This is a genomic window from Nocardioides mesophilus (assembly GCF_014395785.1).
In the GTDB taxonomy this organism is placed as follows: Bacteria; Actinomycetota; Actinomycetes; order Propionibacteriales; family Nocardioidaceae; genus Nocardioides_B; species Nocardioides_B mesophilus.
In genome coordinates, this window is record NZ_CP060713.1 from 943,424 (window position 1) to 961,120 (window position 17,697).

The 17,697-nt window shown below is 73.9% G+C and carries 12 protein-coding genes and 1 pseudogene; 10 read left to right on the forward strand and 3 right to left on the reverse strand.

The features are described from left to right. Positions 1–67 precede the first annotated feature (67 nt). The 4 genes from H9L09_RS04465 (at position 68) to H9L09_RS04480 (ending at position 7,844) form a co-directional block, all read left to right on the forward strand. Entirely contained in the window at positions 68–1,879 is a 1,812-nt protein-coding gene (locus H9L09_RS04465) for an acetyl/propionyl/methylcrotonyl-CoA carboxylase subunit alpha (protein ID WP_223164208.1), read from the forward strand. Further along, a complete protein-coding gene (locus H9L09_RS04470; RefSeq protein ID WP_187579520.1) occupies positions 1,863–3,182 on the forward strand; it encodes a glycosyltransferase family 4 protein in 1,320 nt (439 codons plus the stop codon). Before H9L09_RS04465 ends, H9L09_RS04470 begins: the two co-directional genes overlap by 17 nt. A 9-nt stretch (positions 3,183–3,191) precedes the next feature. Beyond that, positions 3,192–4,385 (forward strand): hypothetical protein, encoded by a 1,194-nt coding sequence (locus tag H9L09_RS04475; protein WP_187579521.1) that lies wholly within the window; start codon positions 3,192–3,194, stop codon positions 4,383–4,385. 66 nt (positions 4,386–4,451) lie between these two features. Beyond that, entirely contained in the window at positions 4,452–7,844 is a 3,393-nt protein-coding gene (locus H9L09_RS04480) for a pyruvate carboxylase (protein WP_187579522.1), read from the forward strand. A 31-nt stretch (positions 7,845–7,875) separates the two neighbouring features. Here the strand turns inward: H9L09_RS04480 and H9L09_RS04485 are convergent, their stop codons facing one another. After that, positions 7,876–9,603 carry a SpoIID/LytB domain-containing protein gene (locus H9L09_RS04485; protein ID WP_187579523.1) on the reverse strand — a complete coding sequence of 576 codons (1,728 nt, stop codon included), beginning with the start codon at positions 9,601–9,603 and terminating at the stop codon, positions 7,876–7,878. Between the two features lie 210 nt (positions 9,604–9,813). Between H9L09_RS04485 and H9L09_RS04490 the strand changes: the two genes are divergently transcribed. Next, positions 9,814–10,683, forward strand: coding sequence for a hypothetical protein (locus H9L09_RS04490; protein WP_187579524.1), 870 nt, complete (start codon positions 9,814–9,816; stop codon positions 10,681–10,683). Here H9L09_RS04490 and H9L09_RS04495 read toward each other — a convergent pair whose 3' ends face one another. Next, a complete protein-coding gene (locus H9L09_RS04495; protein WP_187579525.1) occupies positions 10,684–12,087 on the reverse strand; it encodes an NAD(P)H-quinone dehydrogenase in 1,404 nt (467 codons plus the stop codon). It lies immediately after the preceding gene. 37 nt (positions 12,088–12,124) lie between these two features. Between H9L09_RS04495 and H9L09_RS04500 the strand changes: the two genes are divergently transcribed. The 4 genes and pseudogenes from H9L09_RS04500 (at position 12,125) to H9L09_RS22745 (ending at position 15,988) form a co-directional block, all read left to right on the forward strand. Then, positions 12,125–12,577, forward strand: a complete 453-nt coding sequence (locus H9L09_RS04500) for a gamma-glutamylcyclotransferase family protein (RefSeq protein ID WP_187579526.1) — start codon at positions 12,125–12,127, stop codon at positions 12,575–12,577. Positions 12,578–12,599: 22 nt separating this feature from the next. Continuing rightward, positions 12,600–13,424 carry a purine-nucleoside phosphorylase gene (locus tag H9L09_RS04505; protein ID WP_187579527.1) on the forward strand — a complete coding sequence of 275 codons (825 nt, stop codon included), beginning with the start codon at positions 12,600–12,602 and terminating at the stop codon, positions 13,422–13,424. Between the two features lie 4 nt (positions 13,425–13,428). Beyond that, the gene (locus tag H9L09_RS04510; RefSeq protein WP_187579528.1) at positions 13,429–14,241 is read left to right on the forward strand and encodes an NAD-dependent epimerase/dehydratase family protein; all 813 of its coding nucleotides are present in this window, start codon (positions 13,429–13,431) and stop codon (positions 14,239–14,241) included. A 47-nt stretch (positions 14,242–14,288) separates the two neighbouring features. Then, positions 14,289–15,988, forward strand: a pseudogene (locus H9L09_RS22745) (phospho-sugar mutase). A gap of 3 nt (positions 15,989–15,991) precedes the next feature. Here H9L09_RS22745 and H9L09_RS04520 read toward each other — a convergent pair. Beyond that, a complete protein-coding gene (locus tag H9L09_RS04520) occupies positions 15,992–16,630 on the reverse strand; it encodes a hypothetical protein (RefSeq protein WP_187579529.1) in 639 nt (212 codons plus the stop codon). A 65-nt stretch (positions 16,631–16,695) separates the two neighbouring features. Between H9L09_RS04520 and deoC the strand changes: the two genes are divergently transcribed. Next, positions 16,696–17,694, forward strand: a complete 999-nt coding sequence (gene deoC / locus H9L09_RS04525; protein ID WP_246456266.1) for a deoxyribose-phosphate aldolase — start codon at positions 16,696–16,698, stop codon at positions 17,692–17,694. Positions 17,695–17,697: the final 3 nt, after the last annotated feature.

Genomic DNA, 17,697 nt, shown 5'->3' on the forward strand with positions numbered 1-17,697 from the left:
GCGGCCCGTCCCGCGGACGGCCTAGACTCCCGCGCAGGAGACCCGAGACACCGAAGGAGACACACCCGTGGCCAGTTCGCCAGAGGTCAGTGCCCCGCAGGTCCGGCCGCTGCGCAAGGTGCTCGTCGCCAACCGCGGAGAGATCGCGGTCCGGGTGATCCGGGCGTGCAAGGACGCCGGCATCGGCAGCGTGGCGGTCTACGCCGAGCCCGACCGCGACGCCCTGTTCGTGCGGCTCGCCGACGAGGCGTACAGCCTCGAGGGAGCGACCCCGGCCGACTCCTACCTCTCGATCGAGAAGATCGTCGCCGCGGCCCGCAGGTCCGGGGCCGACTCGGTCCACCCCGGCTACGGCTTCCTCGCCGAGAACTCCGCGTTCGCGCAGGCCGTCCTCGACGCGGGCCTGGTCTGGATCGGCCCGCCGCCCGCTGCCATCGACTCCCTCGGCGACAAGGTGCAGGCGCGCCACATCGCGCACAAGGTCGGCGCGCCCCTGGTGGCCGGGACCGCCGACCCCGTCGAGAGCGCCGACGAGGTGCTGGCGTTCGCCCGCGAGCACGGCCTGCCGATCGCGATCAAGGCCGCCTTCGGCGGCGGCGGCCGCGGCCTCAAGGTGGCCCGCGAGGAGGGGGAGGTCGCCGAGCTCTACGAGTCCGCCGTCCGGGAGGCCGTCAGCGCCTTCGGCCGCGGCGAGTGCTTCGTCGAGCGCTACCTCGACCGGCCCCGCCACGTCGAGACCCAGTGCCTGGCCGACCAGCGCGGCAACGTCGTGGTCGTCTCCACCCGCGACTGCTCCCTGCAGCGCCGCCACCAGAAGCTCGTGGAGGAGGCGCCCGCGCCGTACCTCTCCGCGGAGCAGATGGCGACCCTCTACGACTCCTCCAAGGCGATCCTGAAGGAGGCCGGCTACGTCGGGGCCGGGACCTGCGAGTTCCTCGTCGGTCAGGACGGCACCATCTCGTTCCTCGAGGTCAACACCCGGCTGCAGGTCGAGCACCCGGTCTCCGAGGAGGTGACCGGACTCGACCTGGTCCGGGAGATGTTCCGGATCGCCGCCGGTGAGGAGCTGGGCTACGACGACCCGGCGATCTCCGGGCACTCCCTCGAGTTCCGCATCAACGCCGAGGACGCCGGCAGCAACTTCATGCCCGCCCCCGGCACCCTGACCCGCTGGCACGCTCCGTCCGGACCGGGCGTGCGCGTCGACGGCGGCTACGACCAGGGCGAGACCGTCCCCGGTGCCTTCGACTCGCTGGTCGCCAAGCTGATCGTCTCCGGCCGGGACCGCACCCAGGCGCTCGAGCGGGCGCGGCGCGCCCTCGACGAGTTCGTGGTCGAGGGGATGCCCACGGTGATCCCGTTCCACCGGGCGGTCGTCAGCGATCCCGCGTTCACCGGGGAGGGCCCCGGCGGCTTCGGCGTCTACACCTCCTGGATCGAGACGGAGTTCGACAACACCATCCCGGCGTACGCCGGTGCTGCCGATGCTGCCGGGGACAGCGACACCGAGGCGCCGGGACGGCAGAGCGTGACCGTCGAGGTCGGCGGCCGACGGCTCGAGGTGGTCCTGCCGGCCGGCCTCGTCGGCTCCGCGGCGCCGGTCGCCGGTGCGGCGAGGAAGCCGAAGCGGTCCTCCGGCAAGAAGGCCGGCGCCGGCGCGAGCGGCGACGCGGTCACCTCCCCGATGCAGGGCACCATCGTCAAGGTCGCGGTCGAGGAGGGCCAGGACGTCTCCGAGGGCGACGTCGTCGTGGTGCTCGAGGCGATGAAGATGGAGCAGCCGCTCAAGGCCCACAAGGCCGGCACCGTCACCGGTCTCGACGCCGAGGTCGGGGCGACGGTGACGAGCGGCGCGGTGATCTGTGAGCTCAAGGGCTGAGGAGGACGTGCAGCCGGCCGGGACGAGCTCCAGGCCCGACCTCCCGCCGGTGCACGTGCTCATGTTCGGCGTCTTCGGGCGCAGCGGGGTGGCGCGCACGGTCGTCAACCTGGCGAACTACCTCGTCCAGCACCGCACGGTCGAGCTGATCTCGCTGTTCCGCACCCACACCGACCCGCACTTCCCGATCGACCCGCGGATCCGGGTCACCGTGCTCCACGACAACCGGCGGTCCCGGCCCCGCTGGCAGCGGTTCCTGGCCACGCGCCCGACCCGGCTGCGACCGCCGCCGTGGGAACCGAAGATGAACCTGCTCACCGACCTGCTGCTGGCACGCAAGCTGCGCTCGCTGCCGGCCGGGGTGCTGGTGACGACCCGGCCCTCGCTGCACCTGGCCGCGGCCCGTTGGGCGCCCCGCCGGCTCCTGGTCGTGGGGCAGGACCACGCACACTTCGAGGCCCGCTTCCGGGTCCGCAAGCAGGCCAAGGTGCTGAAGTGGGCGATCCCGCGCCTGGACGGCTACGCGGTGCTGACCCGCGCCGACGCCGCCGACTACCGGCGCAAGCTCCCCGACGCCGCCACCGAGATCAGGTTCATGCCCAACGCGCTCCCCTGGCCGGTGGCCCAGGTCCCGGCACCGTTGGACGCCAAGGTGGTCGTCACCGCGGGCCGGCTGGACGCCAAGAAGGGACACGAACGGATGATCCGGGCTTTCGTCCCGGTGGCACGCCGGCACCCGGACTGGCAGCTGCACATCTACGGCAAGGGTCCGGAGGGACGCGCGCTGCGCGCCCTGGTCGCTGAACTCGGCCTGGGCGAGCAGGTGAAGCTGAAGGGCTACACCCTCGACGTCCGCACGGTGATGGCCGAGGCGTCGGTCTATGCGCTGTCCTCGTTGTCCGAGGGTTTCTCGATGGTGCTGATCGAGGCGATGAGCGTCGGCCTGCCGCTCGTCGCCATGGACTGCCCGCGAGGCCCCCGCGAGATCGTGACGGACGGCGGCAACGGGCTGCTGGTCCCGGACGGCGACGAGGACGCCTTCGGCGCCGCGCTGCTCCGGCTGATCGAGGACACCGAGCTGCGCCGCCGGCTGGGGGCACAGGCGCTCGAGGACGCCCGCGACTACGAGATCGACGCGGTCGGGCGGCGGTGGGAGCAGCTGTTCGAGGACCTGGCCACGAACCGGGCCACGAACCGGGCCACGAACCGGGCGGCGAAGCGGGCGAGGCGCCGGCCCAGACGTCCCGCACCGGACGTCCGCCGGCTACCGCGCCGACCGGCGGAGTTCACCCGCGCTCCCTAGCGTGCGGCCGTGGCCTCCGTCGACCGAGCTCCCGCCCCCGTCCCCGTCCCGGCTCGTGACCGGCCGTCCCGGCAGCACCAGCAGCGGGTCGTGCTGCACGTCGGCGTGCCGAAGAGCGGGACGACGTTCCTCCAGGCGTCGTTGCTGAGGCACGCGGAGGCGCTCGCGCAGCAGGGCGTGCTCTACCCCCAGACCGAGGACGGCATCATGTTCCGCGCCGCCCTGGACGTTCGGGGCACCCACAAGGCGTGGGGCCGGACCCGCGCCGAGGTCGAGGGCGCCTGGGACGACCTCTGCCGGCAGGCCTGGGCGCACCCGGGCACCACGGTGATCTCCCACGAGCTGCTCGCCGCCGCCGGCAAGCGCCAGGTCGACTCGGCGCTCAGCATGCTCCGCGGCCTCGACGTCCAGGTGGTGGTCACCGCCCGCGACCCGGCTCGGCAGCTGACCGCGGAGTGGCAGGAGGGCATCAAGCACGGCCGGCGCGCGACCTTCGCGGAGTTCCAGTCGCGCATCGAGGCCGCGCTGCCCGAGGACGGGCTCGCCCGGCACTTCCACGCCGTCCAGGACCTCCCGGACGTGCTCGGCCGGTGGGGCCGGCACCTGCCCGCCGAGCAGGTGCACGTGGTGGTCGCACCGCCGCCGGGGAGCGAGCGGCGGTTGCTGTGGCAGCACTTCGGCGAAGCGGCCGGGCTCGACGTCGCCGCCCTCGAGCCGGCCGACGCCGGAAGCGCGAACCGGTCGCTGGGCACCGCCGAGATCGACCTGCTCCGTCGCGTCAACGTCGCGCTCGGCGGCCGGCTCCCGCAGCCACGCTACGGCGCCCTGGTCAAGCACGAGGTCGCGCAGCGGGTGCTGGCGGCGCAGCGGTCACCGGCCCCGCAGCCACCGCCGTCGGTCTACGACCAGGCGACCCACCTCGCCGAGCAGTGGGTCAAGCAGGTCGAGCGGGCCGGCTACACCGTGCACGGGACCCTGCACGACCTGGTCCCCCGCGACCCGGGACCGGACGCCGGCTCCGCGCCGCACCCGGACGAGGTCGATCCGGCCGACCAGCTGACCCCGGCAGCGGAGGTGATCGCCGACCTGCTCCTGCAGCTGCACCGGGCCCAGACCGAGCTGGTCGACCAGACCGCCAAGCGCCGCGACTGGAAGCGACGGGCCAAGAAGGCGCGCCGCACGCTGGCCGAGCTCGGCAGCTGACGGGCCGCGCGCCCGCCGATCGGACGCCGGTGGGCGGCCGAGGCGGGCGCCACTAGCCTTTCGGCCATGTTCTCCAAGGTGCTGGTGGCCAACCGTGGCGAGATCGCGATCCGTGCGTTCCGCGCCGCCTATGAGCTCGGAGCCCGCACGGTCGCGGTGTTCCCCCATGAGGACCGCGGTTCCGAGCACCGCCTCAAGGCCGACGAGGCCTACGAGATCGGCGAGCGCGGCCACCCGGTGCGCGCCTACCTCGACCCGGACGTGATCGTGGCCGCCGCCCTCAAGGCCGGGGCCGACGCGGTCTACCCCGGCTACGGCTTCCTCTCCGAGAACCCCCGTCTCGCGGAGGCCTGCGCGAACGCCGGGATCACGTTCATCGGCCCGACCGCCGACGTGCTCACCCTGACCGGCAACAAGGCCCGCGCGATCGCCGCGGCCCGGGCGGCCGGCGTCCCGACGCTGGCCTCGGTCGAGCCGTCGACCGATCCCGACGCCCTCGTCGCCTCCGCCGCGGACATGCCCTACCCGCTGTTCGTGAAGGCGGTCGCCGGCGGCGGCGGCCGCGGCATGCGCCGGGTCGACGACCCGGCGCACCTGCGCGAGGCGGTCGAGACCTGCATGCGCGAGGCCGAGGGTGCCTTCGGCGACCCGACCGTCTTCATCGAGCAGGCCGTCGTCGAGCCCCGCCACATCGAGGTGCAGATCCTCAGCGACGGGACCGGGCGGGACAACGGGGTGATCCACCTCTTCGAGCGGGACTGCTCGGTGCAGCGGCGGCACCAGAAGGTCGTCGAGATCGCCCCGGCCCCCAACCTGCCCGCCGAGCTCCGGGACCGGATGTGCGCCGACGCGGTGCGCTTCGCACGCGAGATCGGCTACCGCAACGCCGGCACCGTGGAGTTCCTGCTCGATCCCGACGGCAACTACGTGTTCATCGAGATGAACCCGCGGATCCAGGTCGAGCACACCGTCACCGAGGAGGTCACCGACGTCGACCTCGTGCAGTCCCAGATGCGCATCGCCTCCGGCGAGACCCTCGAGGACCTCGGGCTGTTCCAGGAGCAGATCGTGCTGCGCGGCGCCGCCCTCCAGTGCCGGATCACCACCGAGGACCCCGCCAACGGGTTCCGCCCCGACACCGGCAAGATCACCACCTACCGCTCCCCCGGCGGCGCCGGGGTCCGCCTCGACGGCGGCACCACCTACACCGGCGCCGAGGTCAGCGCGCACTTCGACTCGATGCTCGCGAAGCTGACCTGCCGCGGCCGGGACTTCACCACCGCGGTGGACCGGGCCCGCCGCGCGGTCGCGGAGTTCCGGATCCGCGGAGTGGCCACCAACATCCCGTTCCTGCAGGCGGTCCTCGACGACCCGGACTTCCGGGCCGGCCGGGTCACCACCTCGTTCATCGAGACCCACCCGCAGCTGCTCACCGCCCGCTCGAGCGCCGACCGCGGCACCAAGCTGCTCACCTACCTCGCCGATGTGACCGTCAACCAGCCGCACGGCCCGTCGCCGGCCAGCGTGGACCCGGCCAGCAAGCTGCCGCCGCTCGACCTCGCCGTGCCGGCCCCCGACGGCACCCGGCAGCTGCTGCTGCAGGTCGGGCCGGAGGAGTTCGCCCGCCGGCTGCGCGCCCAGGAGCAGGTGGCGGTCACCGACACGACCTTTCGCGACGCCCACCAGTCGCTGCTGGCCACCCGGGTCCGGACCCGCGACCTCACCGCGGTCGCCGGCCACGTGGCCCGGATGACGCCGCAGCTGTGGAGCCTCGAGGCGTGGGGCGGAGCGACGTACGACGTGGCCCTGCGCTTCCTCTCCGAGGACCCCTGGGAGCGGCTGGACGCGCTGCGCCAGGCGGTGCCGAACATCTGCCTGCAGATGCTGCTGCGGGGCCGCAACACGGTCGGCTACACGCCGTACCCGACCGAGGTCACCGCGGCCTTCGTCGAGGAGGCGGCGCGCACCGGCGTGGACGTGTTCCGGATCTTCGACGCGCTCAACGACGTCGAGCAGATGGCCCCGGCGATCGAGGCGGTCCGCGCCACCGGGACCGCGGTGGCCGAGGTGGCGCTCTGCTACACCGGCGACCTCTCGGACCCCGACGAGAAGCTCTACACCCTCGACTACTACCTGCGGCTCGCGGAGCGGATCGCCGAGGCCGGTGCGCACGTCTTCGCGATCAAGGACATGGCCGGCCTGCTGCGGGCCCCGGCGGCGCGCACCCTGGTCACCGCGCTGCGCGAGCGGTTCGACCTGCCGGTGCACCTGCACACCCACGACACCCCCGGCGGCCAGCTCGCCACCCTGCTCGCGGCCATCGACGCCGGAGTCGACGCCGTGGACGCCGCCTGCGCCGCGATGGCCGGCACCACCAGCCAGCCGGCGCTCTCCTCGCTGGTCGCCGCCACCGACCACAGCAGCCGGGAGACCGGCCTCGACCTGGACGCGGTCTGCGACCTCGAGCCCTACTGGGAGGCCACCCGCCGCGTCTACGCCCCGTTCGAGTCCGGGCTGCCGGCACCGACCGGGCGGGTCTACACCCACGAGATCCCCGGCGGCCAGCTCTCGAACCTGCGCCAGCAGGCGATCGCGCTGGGCCTCGGGGAGAAGTTCGAGCAGATCGAGGACATGTACGCCGCGGCCAACGCGATCCTCGGCAACATCGTCAAGGTGACGCCGTCCTCGAAGGTGGTCGGCGACCTCGCCCTGCACCTGGTCGCCGTGGGCGCCGACCCGGCCGAGTTCGAGGCCGAGCCGGGCAGGTTCGACGTGCCGGACTCGGTGATCGGCTTCCTCAGCGGCGACCTCGGCGACCCGCCCGGCGGCTGGCCGGAGCCGTTCCGCACCAAGGCGCTCGCCGGCCGCACCGTGAAGCCGGTGGCGGTGGAGCTCGACGACGAGCAGCGCCGCGGGCTGCGCGAGGACCGGCGCGGCACCCTGAACCGGCTGCTGTTCCCCGGCCCGACCCAGGAGTTCCACGAGTCGCGCGAGCAGTACGGCGACCTCTCGGTGCTGCCCACCCCCGACTACCTCTACGGCCTGCGGCCCGGGGAGGAGCACGAGGTGGACCTGCAGGAGGGCAAGCGGCTGCTGCTCGGCCTGCAGGCGGTCGGCGAGCCCGACGAGCGCGGCATCCGGTCGGTGCTCTGCACGATCAACGGCCACCTCCGCCCGGTCGCCGTCCGGGACCGCTCCGTCGCGGCCGACGCGCCGACGCGCGAGCGGGCGGACACCGCCCGGGCCGGCCACGTCGCCGCGCCGTTCGACGGCGTGGTCACCCTCGCGGTGGCGGTGGACGACCGGGTCGAGGCCGGTGCCACCGTGGCCACGATCGAGGCGATGAAGATGGAGGCCGCGATCACCGCACCGGTCGCAGGCCGGGTCGAGCGGATCGCCCTGTCCGGCACCCAGCAGGTCGAGGGCGGCGACCTGGTGCTGGTGATCTCCGAGACCTGAGCGGGCGGGCCGGGACGCGCCCGGCCGGTGGTCAGGAGGTGCGGCGCACCTTCACCTGGCCGGTCGCCGCGATCCAGGTCAACCGGCCGGTCTCGAAGTCGGCCCGCTCGCCCCGCGCGACCGGGTAGGTGCCGCGCACCGGCCAGCCGAGACCGGACGTCCGGGGACCGCCGAGCTCGCGGTAGCGCCGCGCCAGCGCCCCCAGCAGGGCCTGTCCCCCGGTCGCCTCCCGGGCGTAGACGTCGCCGCCGTGGAACCGGGCGCGGAGCCCGCCGGCGCGCGCCTGCACGCCGGTCACCGGCAGCCCGAGCCGGCCCTCGGGCCCCTTCCAGCTCCGGTACGTCGCCAGCACCGGCCCGTAGAGCTCGCGGGCGCCGGCGGCGCGCGACCAGTAGATCTGCCCGGCGTCGAAGCTCTGCGCGGCGCCGCTCGGGACGGCGTACTCCGGGGTGCGGACCCGGCCCAGGACCGAGCGGTCACCGCCCAGCCGGGCGTAGCGGGCCATGATCTCGGTCGGGTCGATCGTGAACCAGCTCGACCGCAGCCCGTAGACCCAGCGGAAGGTGTCACCGCTGATGGTCCGATCGGCCTTGCTGCCGTCGAGCACCATCGACCAGACCCGGCCCCGCCAGTCGCCGTTGCCGTCCCGGCTGGTCACCCGGATCCGCTCCAGGGTGCCGATCGCCGGATAGGTCCGCTCGAGCCGGCCCGCGTCCACGGTGACCGACCAGTCGTGCACCCCGTTGGCGTCGTGCCCGTCGTAGGGGTCGGCCTTGGCCGGCAGGTAGGGCACCGACCCCGCCGAGGTCCAGCCCCCGCTGCTCGCGGAGAACTGCGTGAACGCGGGGCCGCCGCCGTAGGTGAGGATCTGCCGCGCCGTGGCCTCGACGGCGGCGTTGCTGCGGCTGTCCTCGCCGCCGACACCGCCGTACACCTGGCAGGAGGTGGTGTCGCAGATCTGGTAGTAGCGGTTCGGGGCCTGGGCGCGCGACCAGGAGGCGTACGTGCGGGCGGCGACGGCCTGGGCACGGACCGCCTCCGCGCTCCACGACGCCGGCATCTCGTAGGGGATGACGCCCTTCAGGTAGCTGTCCATCGACAGCACGTTCACCGTGTCGCGGTCCGCGAAGCCCGCCGTCGGCGACGCCGCGCGCAGCGCGCCGCGGTAGGTGCGGGCCCCCGCCGGGGTCCACAGCGTCAGCGGAGCGCGGGCGGTGAACTCACCGTCGCCGGCGAGCACGGACCGGCCCCCCGGCTGCCAGCGGTGCCACCGCGAGGTCAGGTAGCCGACGACGGTCCTGCCGTTGGCCACGTTGAGCCGCCAGCGCTTCACCCCGTCGAGGGTCGGGACCGGGTACGTCGTCCCGGAGCCGAGGTCGCGCAGGGTGAGCCCCGCGGCCGGGCTGACCACCAGGTCGCTGCTGGTGTCGGCGCTGATCAGCACCCGGACCTGGCCGCTCACCGTCCCCCACGTGGTGCCGGGGTAGTAGAAGTCCAGGATCTCCCGGTAGGTCAGCCCCTGCCGGGCGGCCCCGTAGGCGCCGTACTGGGACATCCCGTGGCCGTGGCCGAAGCCGTGGCCGCGCACCGTGATCTGCTTGTCCACCGGGACCCAGTAGGTCTGGTCGGTGGTCACGGCGCCCGCCGGCACCGAGGTCACGACGGCAGCGAGAGCGCCGCCGAGCAGCGCGAGCGCGGTCAGTGCCGCGACCGGTCGCCGGGCGGGCATGGCCGCTCCGACCAGTGGGCTGGTGCTCATCCGGTGATCCCCTCCACGCCTCGACGCAGGCTCCGGGCTTCCCAACCCTCGGCCTGCAGGCGTGTGACTGTTGTGAGTTCAGTTGTCGCGTGTGGCTCCTGAGCGTAGGGGTGCGTACCCCTCGCCACCAGAGGATCGGTAAGACCCAGCCCCGACTTCAGGAATTACATCGTTGTGATTCGGGATTGGCGCCGCCCGTAGGGTGGGGCCATGGACCTGTTGATCATCCTGCTCGTCGTCGGCGCCGCGGTGTGGGCCTACCGCACCTGGTCGGCCGGCCAGCAGCAGCGTCAGCTCGCCGTCCGCGAGGCGGCCGACCTGGCCGCCGCCCGCAAGGTCGCCGACGAGGACGTCACCCGCTTCGGCGAGGAGCTCCAGCGGCTCGACACCGACCTGCTGACCAGCGACCTCGACGAGGCCACCCGGCAGGACTACCAGCGGGCCCTGGACTCCTACGAGGGTGCCAAGAGCTCGATGGCCGCCCTGACCCGCACCGACGACATCCGGCACGTGACCGAGGCGCTGGAGGACGGTCGCTACGCGATCGCGTGCGTCCGGGCCCGGGTGCGCGGCGAGGCGCTGCCGACCCGGCGACCGCCGTGCTTCTTCAACCCCGCGCACGGCCCCTCCTCCACCGACATCGAGTGGGCTCCGGCCGGCGGTCAGCAGCGCCAGATCCCGGTCTGCGCCGCGGACGCCGACCGGGTCGCCCAGGGCGCCGAGCCCGACATCAGGACGGTGCAGCGCGGCGTCGGCCGGGTGCCCTACTGGCAGGGCGGTCCGGCGTACTCCCCCTGGGTCTCCGGCTACTTCGGCGGGTACGCGATGTCGGGCCTGCTCCCCGGCTTCCTGCTCGGCTCGATGCTCGCCTCGGACTGGGACGGCAACGACCTGTCCGGCGGCGAGGACGGTTTCGACACCGGCGACTCCGGTGACGGCGGCGACGCGGGTGGCGGTGACGGAGGCGACGGCGGAGGCGACTGGGGCGGCGACTCAGGAGACGGCGGCGGGGACTTCGGGGGCGGCGACTTCGGCGGCGGCGACTTCGGCGGTGGCGACTTCGGGGGCTTCGACTTCTAGTCAGCCGTCGACGTGGTGCAGCCGCCGGGCGGCCTCCGCGACGGAGCCGCTCATCGAGGGGTAGACGGTGAACGCGTGCGCCACCTGGTCCGCGGTCAGGTTCTGCGAGACCGCGATCGCCACCGGGTGGATCAGCTCGCTGGCCCGCGGGCCCACCACCACGCCGCCGACGATGATGCCGGTGCCGGGCCGGGCGAACAGCTTCACGAACCCGTCCCGGACCCCCTGCATCTTGGCGCGGGCGTTGCCCGAGAGCGGCAGCATCACCGTCTCGGCCTCGATCTCGCCGGCGGTGACGGCGCTCTGGCTCCAGCCCACCGTGGCGATCTCCGGTGCGGTGAACACGTTGGAGGAGACGGTCTTGAGGTCCAGCGGCGAGACCGCGTCGCCGAGGAAGTGCCACATCGCGATCCGGCCCTGCATCGCGGCCACCGAGGCCAGCATCAGGACGCCGGTGCAGTCGCCGGCGGCGTACACGCCGCGGGCCGAGGTCCGCGAGACCCGGTCGACCTCGATGAAGCCGCCGTCGTCGCAGCGGACTCCGGCCTCCTCCAGGCCCATCGCCGCGGTGTTCGGCACCGACCCGAGCGCCAGCAGGCAGTGCGAGCCCTCCACGGTGCGGCCGTCGGTGAGGGTCACCGTTACGGTCTCGCCGGAGCGGGTCACCGACTCCATCCGTGACTTCGACAGCACGGTCATGCCCCGGCGCTTGAAGACCTGCTCGATGACCTCCGCGGCGTCCGCGTCCTCCCCGGGCAGCACCCGGTCCCGGCTCGAGACCAGGGTGACGTCGACGCCGAGCGCGTTGTAGGCGGAGGCGAACTCCGCCCCGGTCACCCCCGAGCCGACCACGATCAGCTTCTCCGGCACCTCGTCGAGGTCGTAGACCTGCTCCCAGGTCAGGATCCGCTCGCCGTCGGGCTGCGCCGTGGGCAGGGTGCGCGGGGACGCCCCGGTCGCCAGGAGCACGGCGTCCGCCTCGAGGATCTCCTCCTCGGCACCGCCGTGGCCGCCGTGGGTGGCGACCACCCGGTGCGGGCCGTCGAGCCGGCCGCGGCCCTGGAGCACCCGCACCCCGTCCCGGGTCAGCCGGCGCTCGATGTCGTCGGACTGCGCCAGCGCGAGCCGCTTGACGCGCTGGTTCACCTTGGCCAGGTCGACCCCGAGCGCGTCGTCGCGCGGGCCGGGGCGACCGATCGTCAGGCCGAGCTCCTCGGCCTCCTCCATGTCCGCCATCAGCTCGGCGGTCGCGATCAGGGTCTTGCTGGGCACGCAGTCGGTGATCACCGCCGAGCCGCCGATCCCGTCGGTGTCGACCACCGTGACGTCCGCTCCGAGCTGGGCGGCCACCAGGGCCGCCTCGTAGCCGCCGGGTCCGCCGCCGATCACCACCACACGGTTCATGGCGCCATTGTCGCAGCGCTGCCACTACGCTCCTCCCGTGCCCCTGTACGCCGCCTACGGGTCCAACATGGATCCCCGCCGCATGGGTGAGCGCTGCCCGCACTCCCCGCTGCGCACCACCGGCTGGCTGCTGGGCTGGCGGCTCACCTTCGGCGGGGAGGACCTCGGCTGGGACGGCGCGCTCGCCACCTTGGTGGAGGACCCGATCGAGCAGGTCTTCGTCGCGCTCTACGACGTCAGCGACGAGGACGCCGGGCGCCTCGACTCGTGGGAGAGCGCGGACTCCGGGCTCTACCGCCGGACCCGGGTGCGGGTGGACACGCTGATCGGCGAGCAGGTGGCGTGGACCTACGTGCTCGACGCCTACGAGGGCGGCCTGCCCTCCGCGATCTACCTCGGCATCATCGCCGAGGCGGCGCAGGCGGCCGACGCCCCCGACGACTACGTCGCGGCGCTGCGCTCGCGGCCCTGCCGGTCCCTGGGCCACTGACACAGCCGTTACGCTGCCCCGCGTGAGTGAGAGCACCGGCGCCGAGCGCGCCCCCGAAAGCGCCTCCCGGGCCGCCCGCGACGCCGCCGCCAGACTGCGGGAGCTGACCGGGGTCGAGACCCACGACGTCGCCCTGGTGATGGGGTCGGGCTGGCTGCCCGCGGTGGACGCGCTGGGCGAGGCCACCGCCGAGCTGAGCACCACCGACCTGCCCGGCTTCGCGCCGCCGGCCGTGGCCGGGCACGCCGGCAAGATCCGGTCGGTGCGCGCCGGCGACAAGAACCTGCTGGTCTTCCTCGGCCGGACGCACTTCTACGAGGGCCTCGGGGTGCGCTCGGTGGTGCACGGGGTCCGGACCGCCGCCGCCGCGGGCTGCGAGGTCGTGGTGCTGACCAACGGCTGCGGCGGCCTCAAGGAGACCTGGCAGCCCGGCACCCCGGTGCTGATCAGCGACCACCTGAACCTGACGGCGACCTCGCCGATCGAGGGCGCGAACTTCGTCGACCTCACCGACCTCTACAGCAGCCGGCTGCGGCAGCTCTGCCGGGAGGTGGAGCCGGGCCTCGACGAGGGGGTCTACGTCCAGTTCCCCGGCCCGCACTACGAGACGCCGGCCGAGATCCGGATGGTCCGCGCCCTCGGTGGCGACCTGGTCGGGATGTCCACCGTGCTCGAGGCGATCGCTGCCCGCGAGGCCGGGCTGGAGGTGCTCGGCATCTCGCTGGTGACCAACCTGGCGGCCGGCATCACCGGCGAGCCGCTGAACCACGCCGAGGTGCTCGAGGCCGGCCGGGCCGCCGCCACCCGGATGGGCGACCTCCTCGGCGCCGTCGTGCCGCGGATCTGAGGCCATGCGCGTCCTGCTCACCGGCGCCGCGGGCAGCATCGGCACGGTCCTCAGCGCCGGCCTGACGGACCGCGGGCACGAGGTGGTGGCCGTCGACCTGCTTCCCGTGCCGGAGGGGTTCACCGGTGACAGCTGGCACACCGCGGACTGCGCCGACCCGGACGCCGTGGGTGCGGTGTTCGCCGCGGAGACCCGGACCGGGCCGCTCGACGCCGTCGTCCACCTCGCCGGGATCCCCACCGAGTCCTCGCTGCCGGTGGCGTTGCACAGCCACGTGGTGACCACCGGAGCGCTGCTCGACGCGATGGTCGGCCACGGCGTGACCCGGATGGTCTACGCGAGCAGCAACCACGCGGTCGGCCGGGTCCGCCGCTGCGAGAGCCTGGCCACCGACGTGCTCCCCCGGCCCGACACCTTCTACGGCGTGGCCAAGGTGGCCGGGGAGGCGCTGCTGGGCCTCTACGCCGACCGCTACGGCATCGACGCGCTGGCCTGCCGGATCGGCAGCTTCCTGCCGCAGCCCGAGACGGTGCGCCAGCTGTCGACCTGGCTCTCCCCCGACGACGCGGTGCGGATGGTGCAGGCGTGCCTCACCGCTCCCGACCCCGGCTTCGCCGTGCTGTACGGCGTCTCTGCGAACAGCCGCGGCTGGTGGGACCTGGCCGCGGGCCGGGCCCTCGGCTACCACCCGGAGGACGACGCGGAGACCTTCGCCGACCGGATCGCCGCGCGGCCCGAGGACCCGGCGGAGGCCGCGCTCGTCGGCGGCCCCCAGGCCACCGAGGCGTTCTACCGCCCGGCCCTCGGGGAGGGCTGAGCCGGCGGTCCGGTGCCCGGCCGGGCGGGGAGGCTAGCCTTCCGCCCATGAGCGCAGCCGCCGACCGTCCCGACCGCACCGAGCTGCTCGGGCGTGCCCGCGCCTGGGCCGCCGAGGACCCCGACGACCGGACCCGGGCCGAGCTCGAGGAGCTGCTCGCCGCGGTCGCGGCAGACCCGGCCGGGGCCGAGGGAGCCGACCTGGCCGACCGGTTCTCCGGGCGGCTGGAGTTCGGCACCGCCGGGCTGCGGGGTGCGCTCGGCGCCGGCCCGAACCGGATGAACCGGGTGGTGGTGATCCGGGCGGCGGCCGGGCTGGCGGCGTACCTGCAGGCGCACGGCGCCGGGCCGGGGGACGCCGTCGTCGTCGGCTACGACGCCCGGCACAACTCCGACGTGTTCGCCCGCGACACCGCCGCGGTGATGCGCGGTGCCGGGCTGCGGGCGCTGGTGCTGCCCCGGCCGCTGCCGACGCCGGTGCTGGCCTATGCGATCCGGGCGCTCGGCTGCGTGGCGGGGGTGATGGTGACCGCCTCGCACAACCCGCCGCAGGACAACGGCTACAAGGTCTACCTCGGCGACGGCAGCCAGATCGTGCCGCCCGCCGACGAGGAGATCTCCGCCCGGATCGACGCGGTGGGCGCGCTCTCCGACGTGCCGCTCGGGAGGGCTGGACCACGCTCGACGACGAGGTCGTGGAGCGCTACCTCGACGACGTCGCCGGCCTGCTCTCCCCCGGCGGCCCGCGCGACCTCTCGCTCGTCTACACCCCGCTGCACGGGGTCGGCGGGGAGTCGGTGGCCCGGGTGCTGGAGCGGGCCGGCTTCCCGGCCGCGCACCTGACCAAGGCGCAGGCGGAGCCCGACCCGGACTTCCCCACCGTCGCGTTCCCGAACCCGGAGGAGCCCGGCGCGATGGACCTCGCCACCGAGGTGGCCGCCGAGGTCGGTGCGGACCTGGTGGTCGCCAACGACCCGGACGCCGACCGTTGCGCGGTCGCGGTCCCGGGGCCGCACGGCTGGCGCACGCTGCGCGGCGACGAGGTCGGGGTGCTGCTCGCCGACGCGCTCCTCCGCGCCGGCGTGCAGGGGGTCTACGCGTGCTCGATCGTCTCGTCCTCGCTGCTCGGGCGGCTGGCGCAGTCCCACGGCCAGCCGCACCATGAGACGCTCACCGGCTTCAAGTGGATCGGACGCGTGGAGGGGCTGGCCTTCGGCTACGAGGAGGCGCTCGGCTACTGCGTCGCGCCGGAGCTGGTCCGGGACAAGGACGGGGTCAGCGCGCTGCTGCGGATCGCGGAGCTCGCGGCCGCGCTCAAGGCCGAGGGACGCACCCTCCAGGACCGGCTCGACGAGATCGCCCGCGAGCACGGCCTCCACGCCACCGACCAGCTCTCGGTGCGGGTGAGCGATCCGGCCCGGATCACCGACGCGATGGCCCGGCTCCGCAGCACCGCGCCGACCCGGCTCGGCGGCCTCGCCGTGGAGCAGGTCGACGACCTCGCCGAGGGCAGCGCCGACCTGCCGCCGACCGACGGCCTGCGCTTCCGTCTCGCCGACCGGGCCCGGGTGGTGGTGCGCCCCTCCGGTACCGAGCCGAAGCTGAAGGCCTACCTCGAGGTCGTGGTCGCGGTCGAGGGCGGGCGCGACGCCGAGCAGGGCGCGGTCGACGCCGCCCGGATCGCCGCGGCGGGCCGGCTGGACGCGATCCGTGCCGACCTGGCGGCGGCGCTGGACCTGGAGGGCTAGCGGCTAGAGGAGCAGCGTGACCAGGAACGCGACGGTGGTCACCGACAGCGCGGCCACCTCCGGCCAGGCGAGGACGTACCGTGCCTGGCCGGCCTCCTGGCCACGGGTCTCCCGGCGGGCCTCGTCCACGAGCTCCTCGAGGCGGGTGACCACGAAGGTCTGGTAGGACATCGCCCGCTCGTCGTTGTTGGCCCGGTCGGCGCGCAGCGCGAACTCGGTGAGTCGGCTGGTGCCCAGGGGCTGGTCGCGGCGACGACGCGAGCGGACCTCCTCGCGGATCGAGTTGCCGATCCCGATGCACACGTAGCGCTTCTCACCGACCCACAGGTTCAGCGTCTGCCCGACCGAGATCTCGTCGACGGCAGCGAGGGGGACGTGCGCGTCGCGGACCATGTTCTTCAGCACGACGTGCCGCCGGTACGCCGTGGCCCGCGGCCGCAGCTGGCTGACCCAGACGAGGAGACCGAACAGGACGGCGCCCAGTGCGAGCCGCAGGCCGTCCACCGAGCGGGCGTAGACGACGACGTAGCCCAGCAGGAACACGGTCGCGGCCAGGCCGGTGTAGCCGAGCAGCACCCCGCTGGTGGGCTTGAAGCGCTCCACCGGGCGAGAAGGGTCCGGGGAGGACGGCGGGCTGCTCATGACCCCGATTGTGCCTGCTGCCCGTCGTTTTCCCGCAACCACGGGGGCGCACCTATGCTGACCCGGTGAGCAGCACCCTGACCCCCAGCGAGGGCCGCCGGCACGCGTCCGGCGTTCCGGACGACCTCGCCGGCGCGACCTCCTCCGACGCCTCGCTGCGTCGGTTCCTGCACGGACTGCCGGGTGTGGACCAGGTCGGCGCGGAGGCCCGGGCGGCGATGCTCGGCACCCGGTCGATCAAGACCACGGCCAAGGCGGTCGCCCTGGACCTGGCGATCTCGATGGTGGACCTGACCACGCTGGAGGGGCAGGACACTCCGGGCAAGGTGCGCGCGCTGTGCACCAAGGCGCTGCGTCCCGACCCCGCCGACCCGAGCGCGCCCTCGACCGCCGCGGTGTGCGTGTACGCCGACATGGTGGCGACCGCCAAGGAGGTCGTCGGCGACGCGGTGAACGTGGCCGCGGTCGCGACCGCCTTCCCCTCGGGTCGCGCGGCCCGCGACATCAAGCTGATGGACACCGCCGACGCGGTCGAGGCCGGCGCCGACGAGATCGACATGGTGATCGACCGCGGCGCCTTCCTGGCCGGCCGCTACCTCGACGTCTACGAGGAGATCGTCGCGGTCCGCGAGGCGTGCCGGCGGCCCGACGGCTCCGAAGCGCACCTCAAGGTGATCTTCGAGACCGGGGAGCTGCAGACCTACGACAACGTCCGCCGCGCCTCCTGGCTGGCGATGCTGGCCGGCGCGCACTTCATCAAGACCTCGACCGGCAAGGTGCAGCCGGCCGCCACCCTCCCGGTGACGCTGGTGATGCTCGAGGCGGTCCGCGACTGGCGTGAGGCCACCGGCGCGATGGTCGGGGTGAAGCCGGCCGGCGGGATCCGCTCGGCCAAGGACGCGATCAAGTACCTCGTGATGGTCAACGAGGTGGCCGGACCGGACTGGCTCTCCCCCGACTGGTTCCGCTTCGGCGCCTCCACCCTGCTCAACGACCTGCTCATGCAGCGGACCAAGATGCGCACCGGCCGCTACTCCGGCCCCGACTACTTCACCCTGGACTGATCG

Bases quoted from the DNA above. Each gene is read 5' to 3' on its own strand.
- H9L09_RS04490 (WP_187579524.1), top strand. From the start codon at position 9,814: ATGGACCTGTTGATCATCCTGCTCGTCGTCGGCGCCGCGGTGTGGGCC.
- H9L09_RS04520 (WP_187579529.1), bottom strand. From the start codon at position 16,630: ATGAGCAGCCCGCCGTCCTCCCCGGACCCTTCTCGCCCGGTGGAGCGC.
- H9L09_RS04485 (WP_187579523.1), bottom strand. From the start codon at position 9,603: ATGAGCACCAGCCCACTGGTCGGAGCGGCCATGCCCGCCCGGCGACCG.
- H9L09_RS04495 (WP_187579525.1), bottom strand. From the start codon at position 12,087: ATGAACCGTGTGGTGGTGATCGGCGGCGGACCCGGCGGCTACGAGGCG.
- H9L09_RS04510 (WP_187579528.1), top strand. From the start codon at position 13,429: ATGCGCGTCCTGCTCACCGGCGCCGCGGGCAGCATCGGCACGGTCCTC.
- H9L09_RS04480 (WP_187579522.1), top strand. From the start codon at position 4,452: ATGTTCTCCAAGGTGCTGGTGGCCAACCGTGGCGAGATCGCGATCCGT.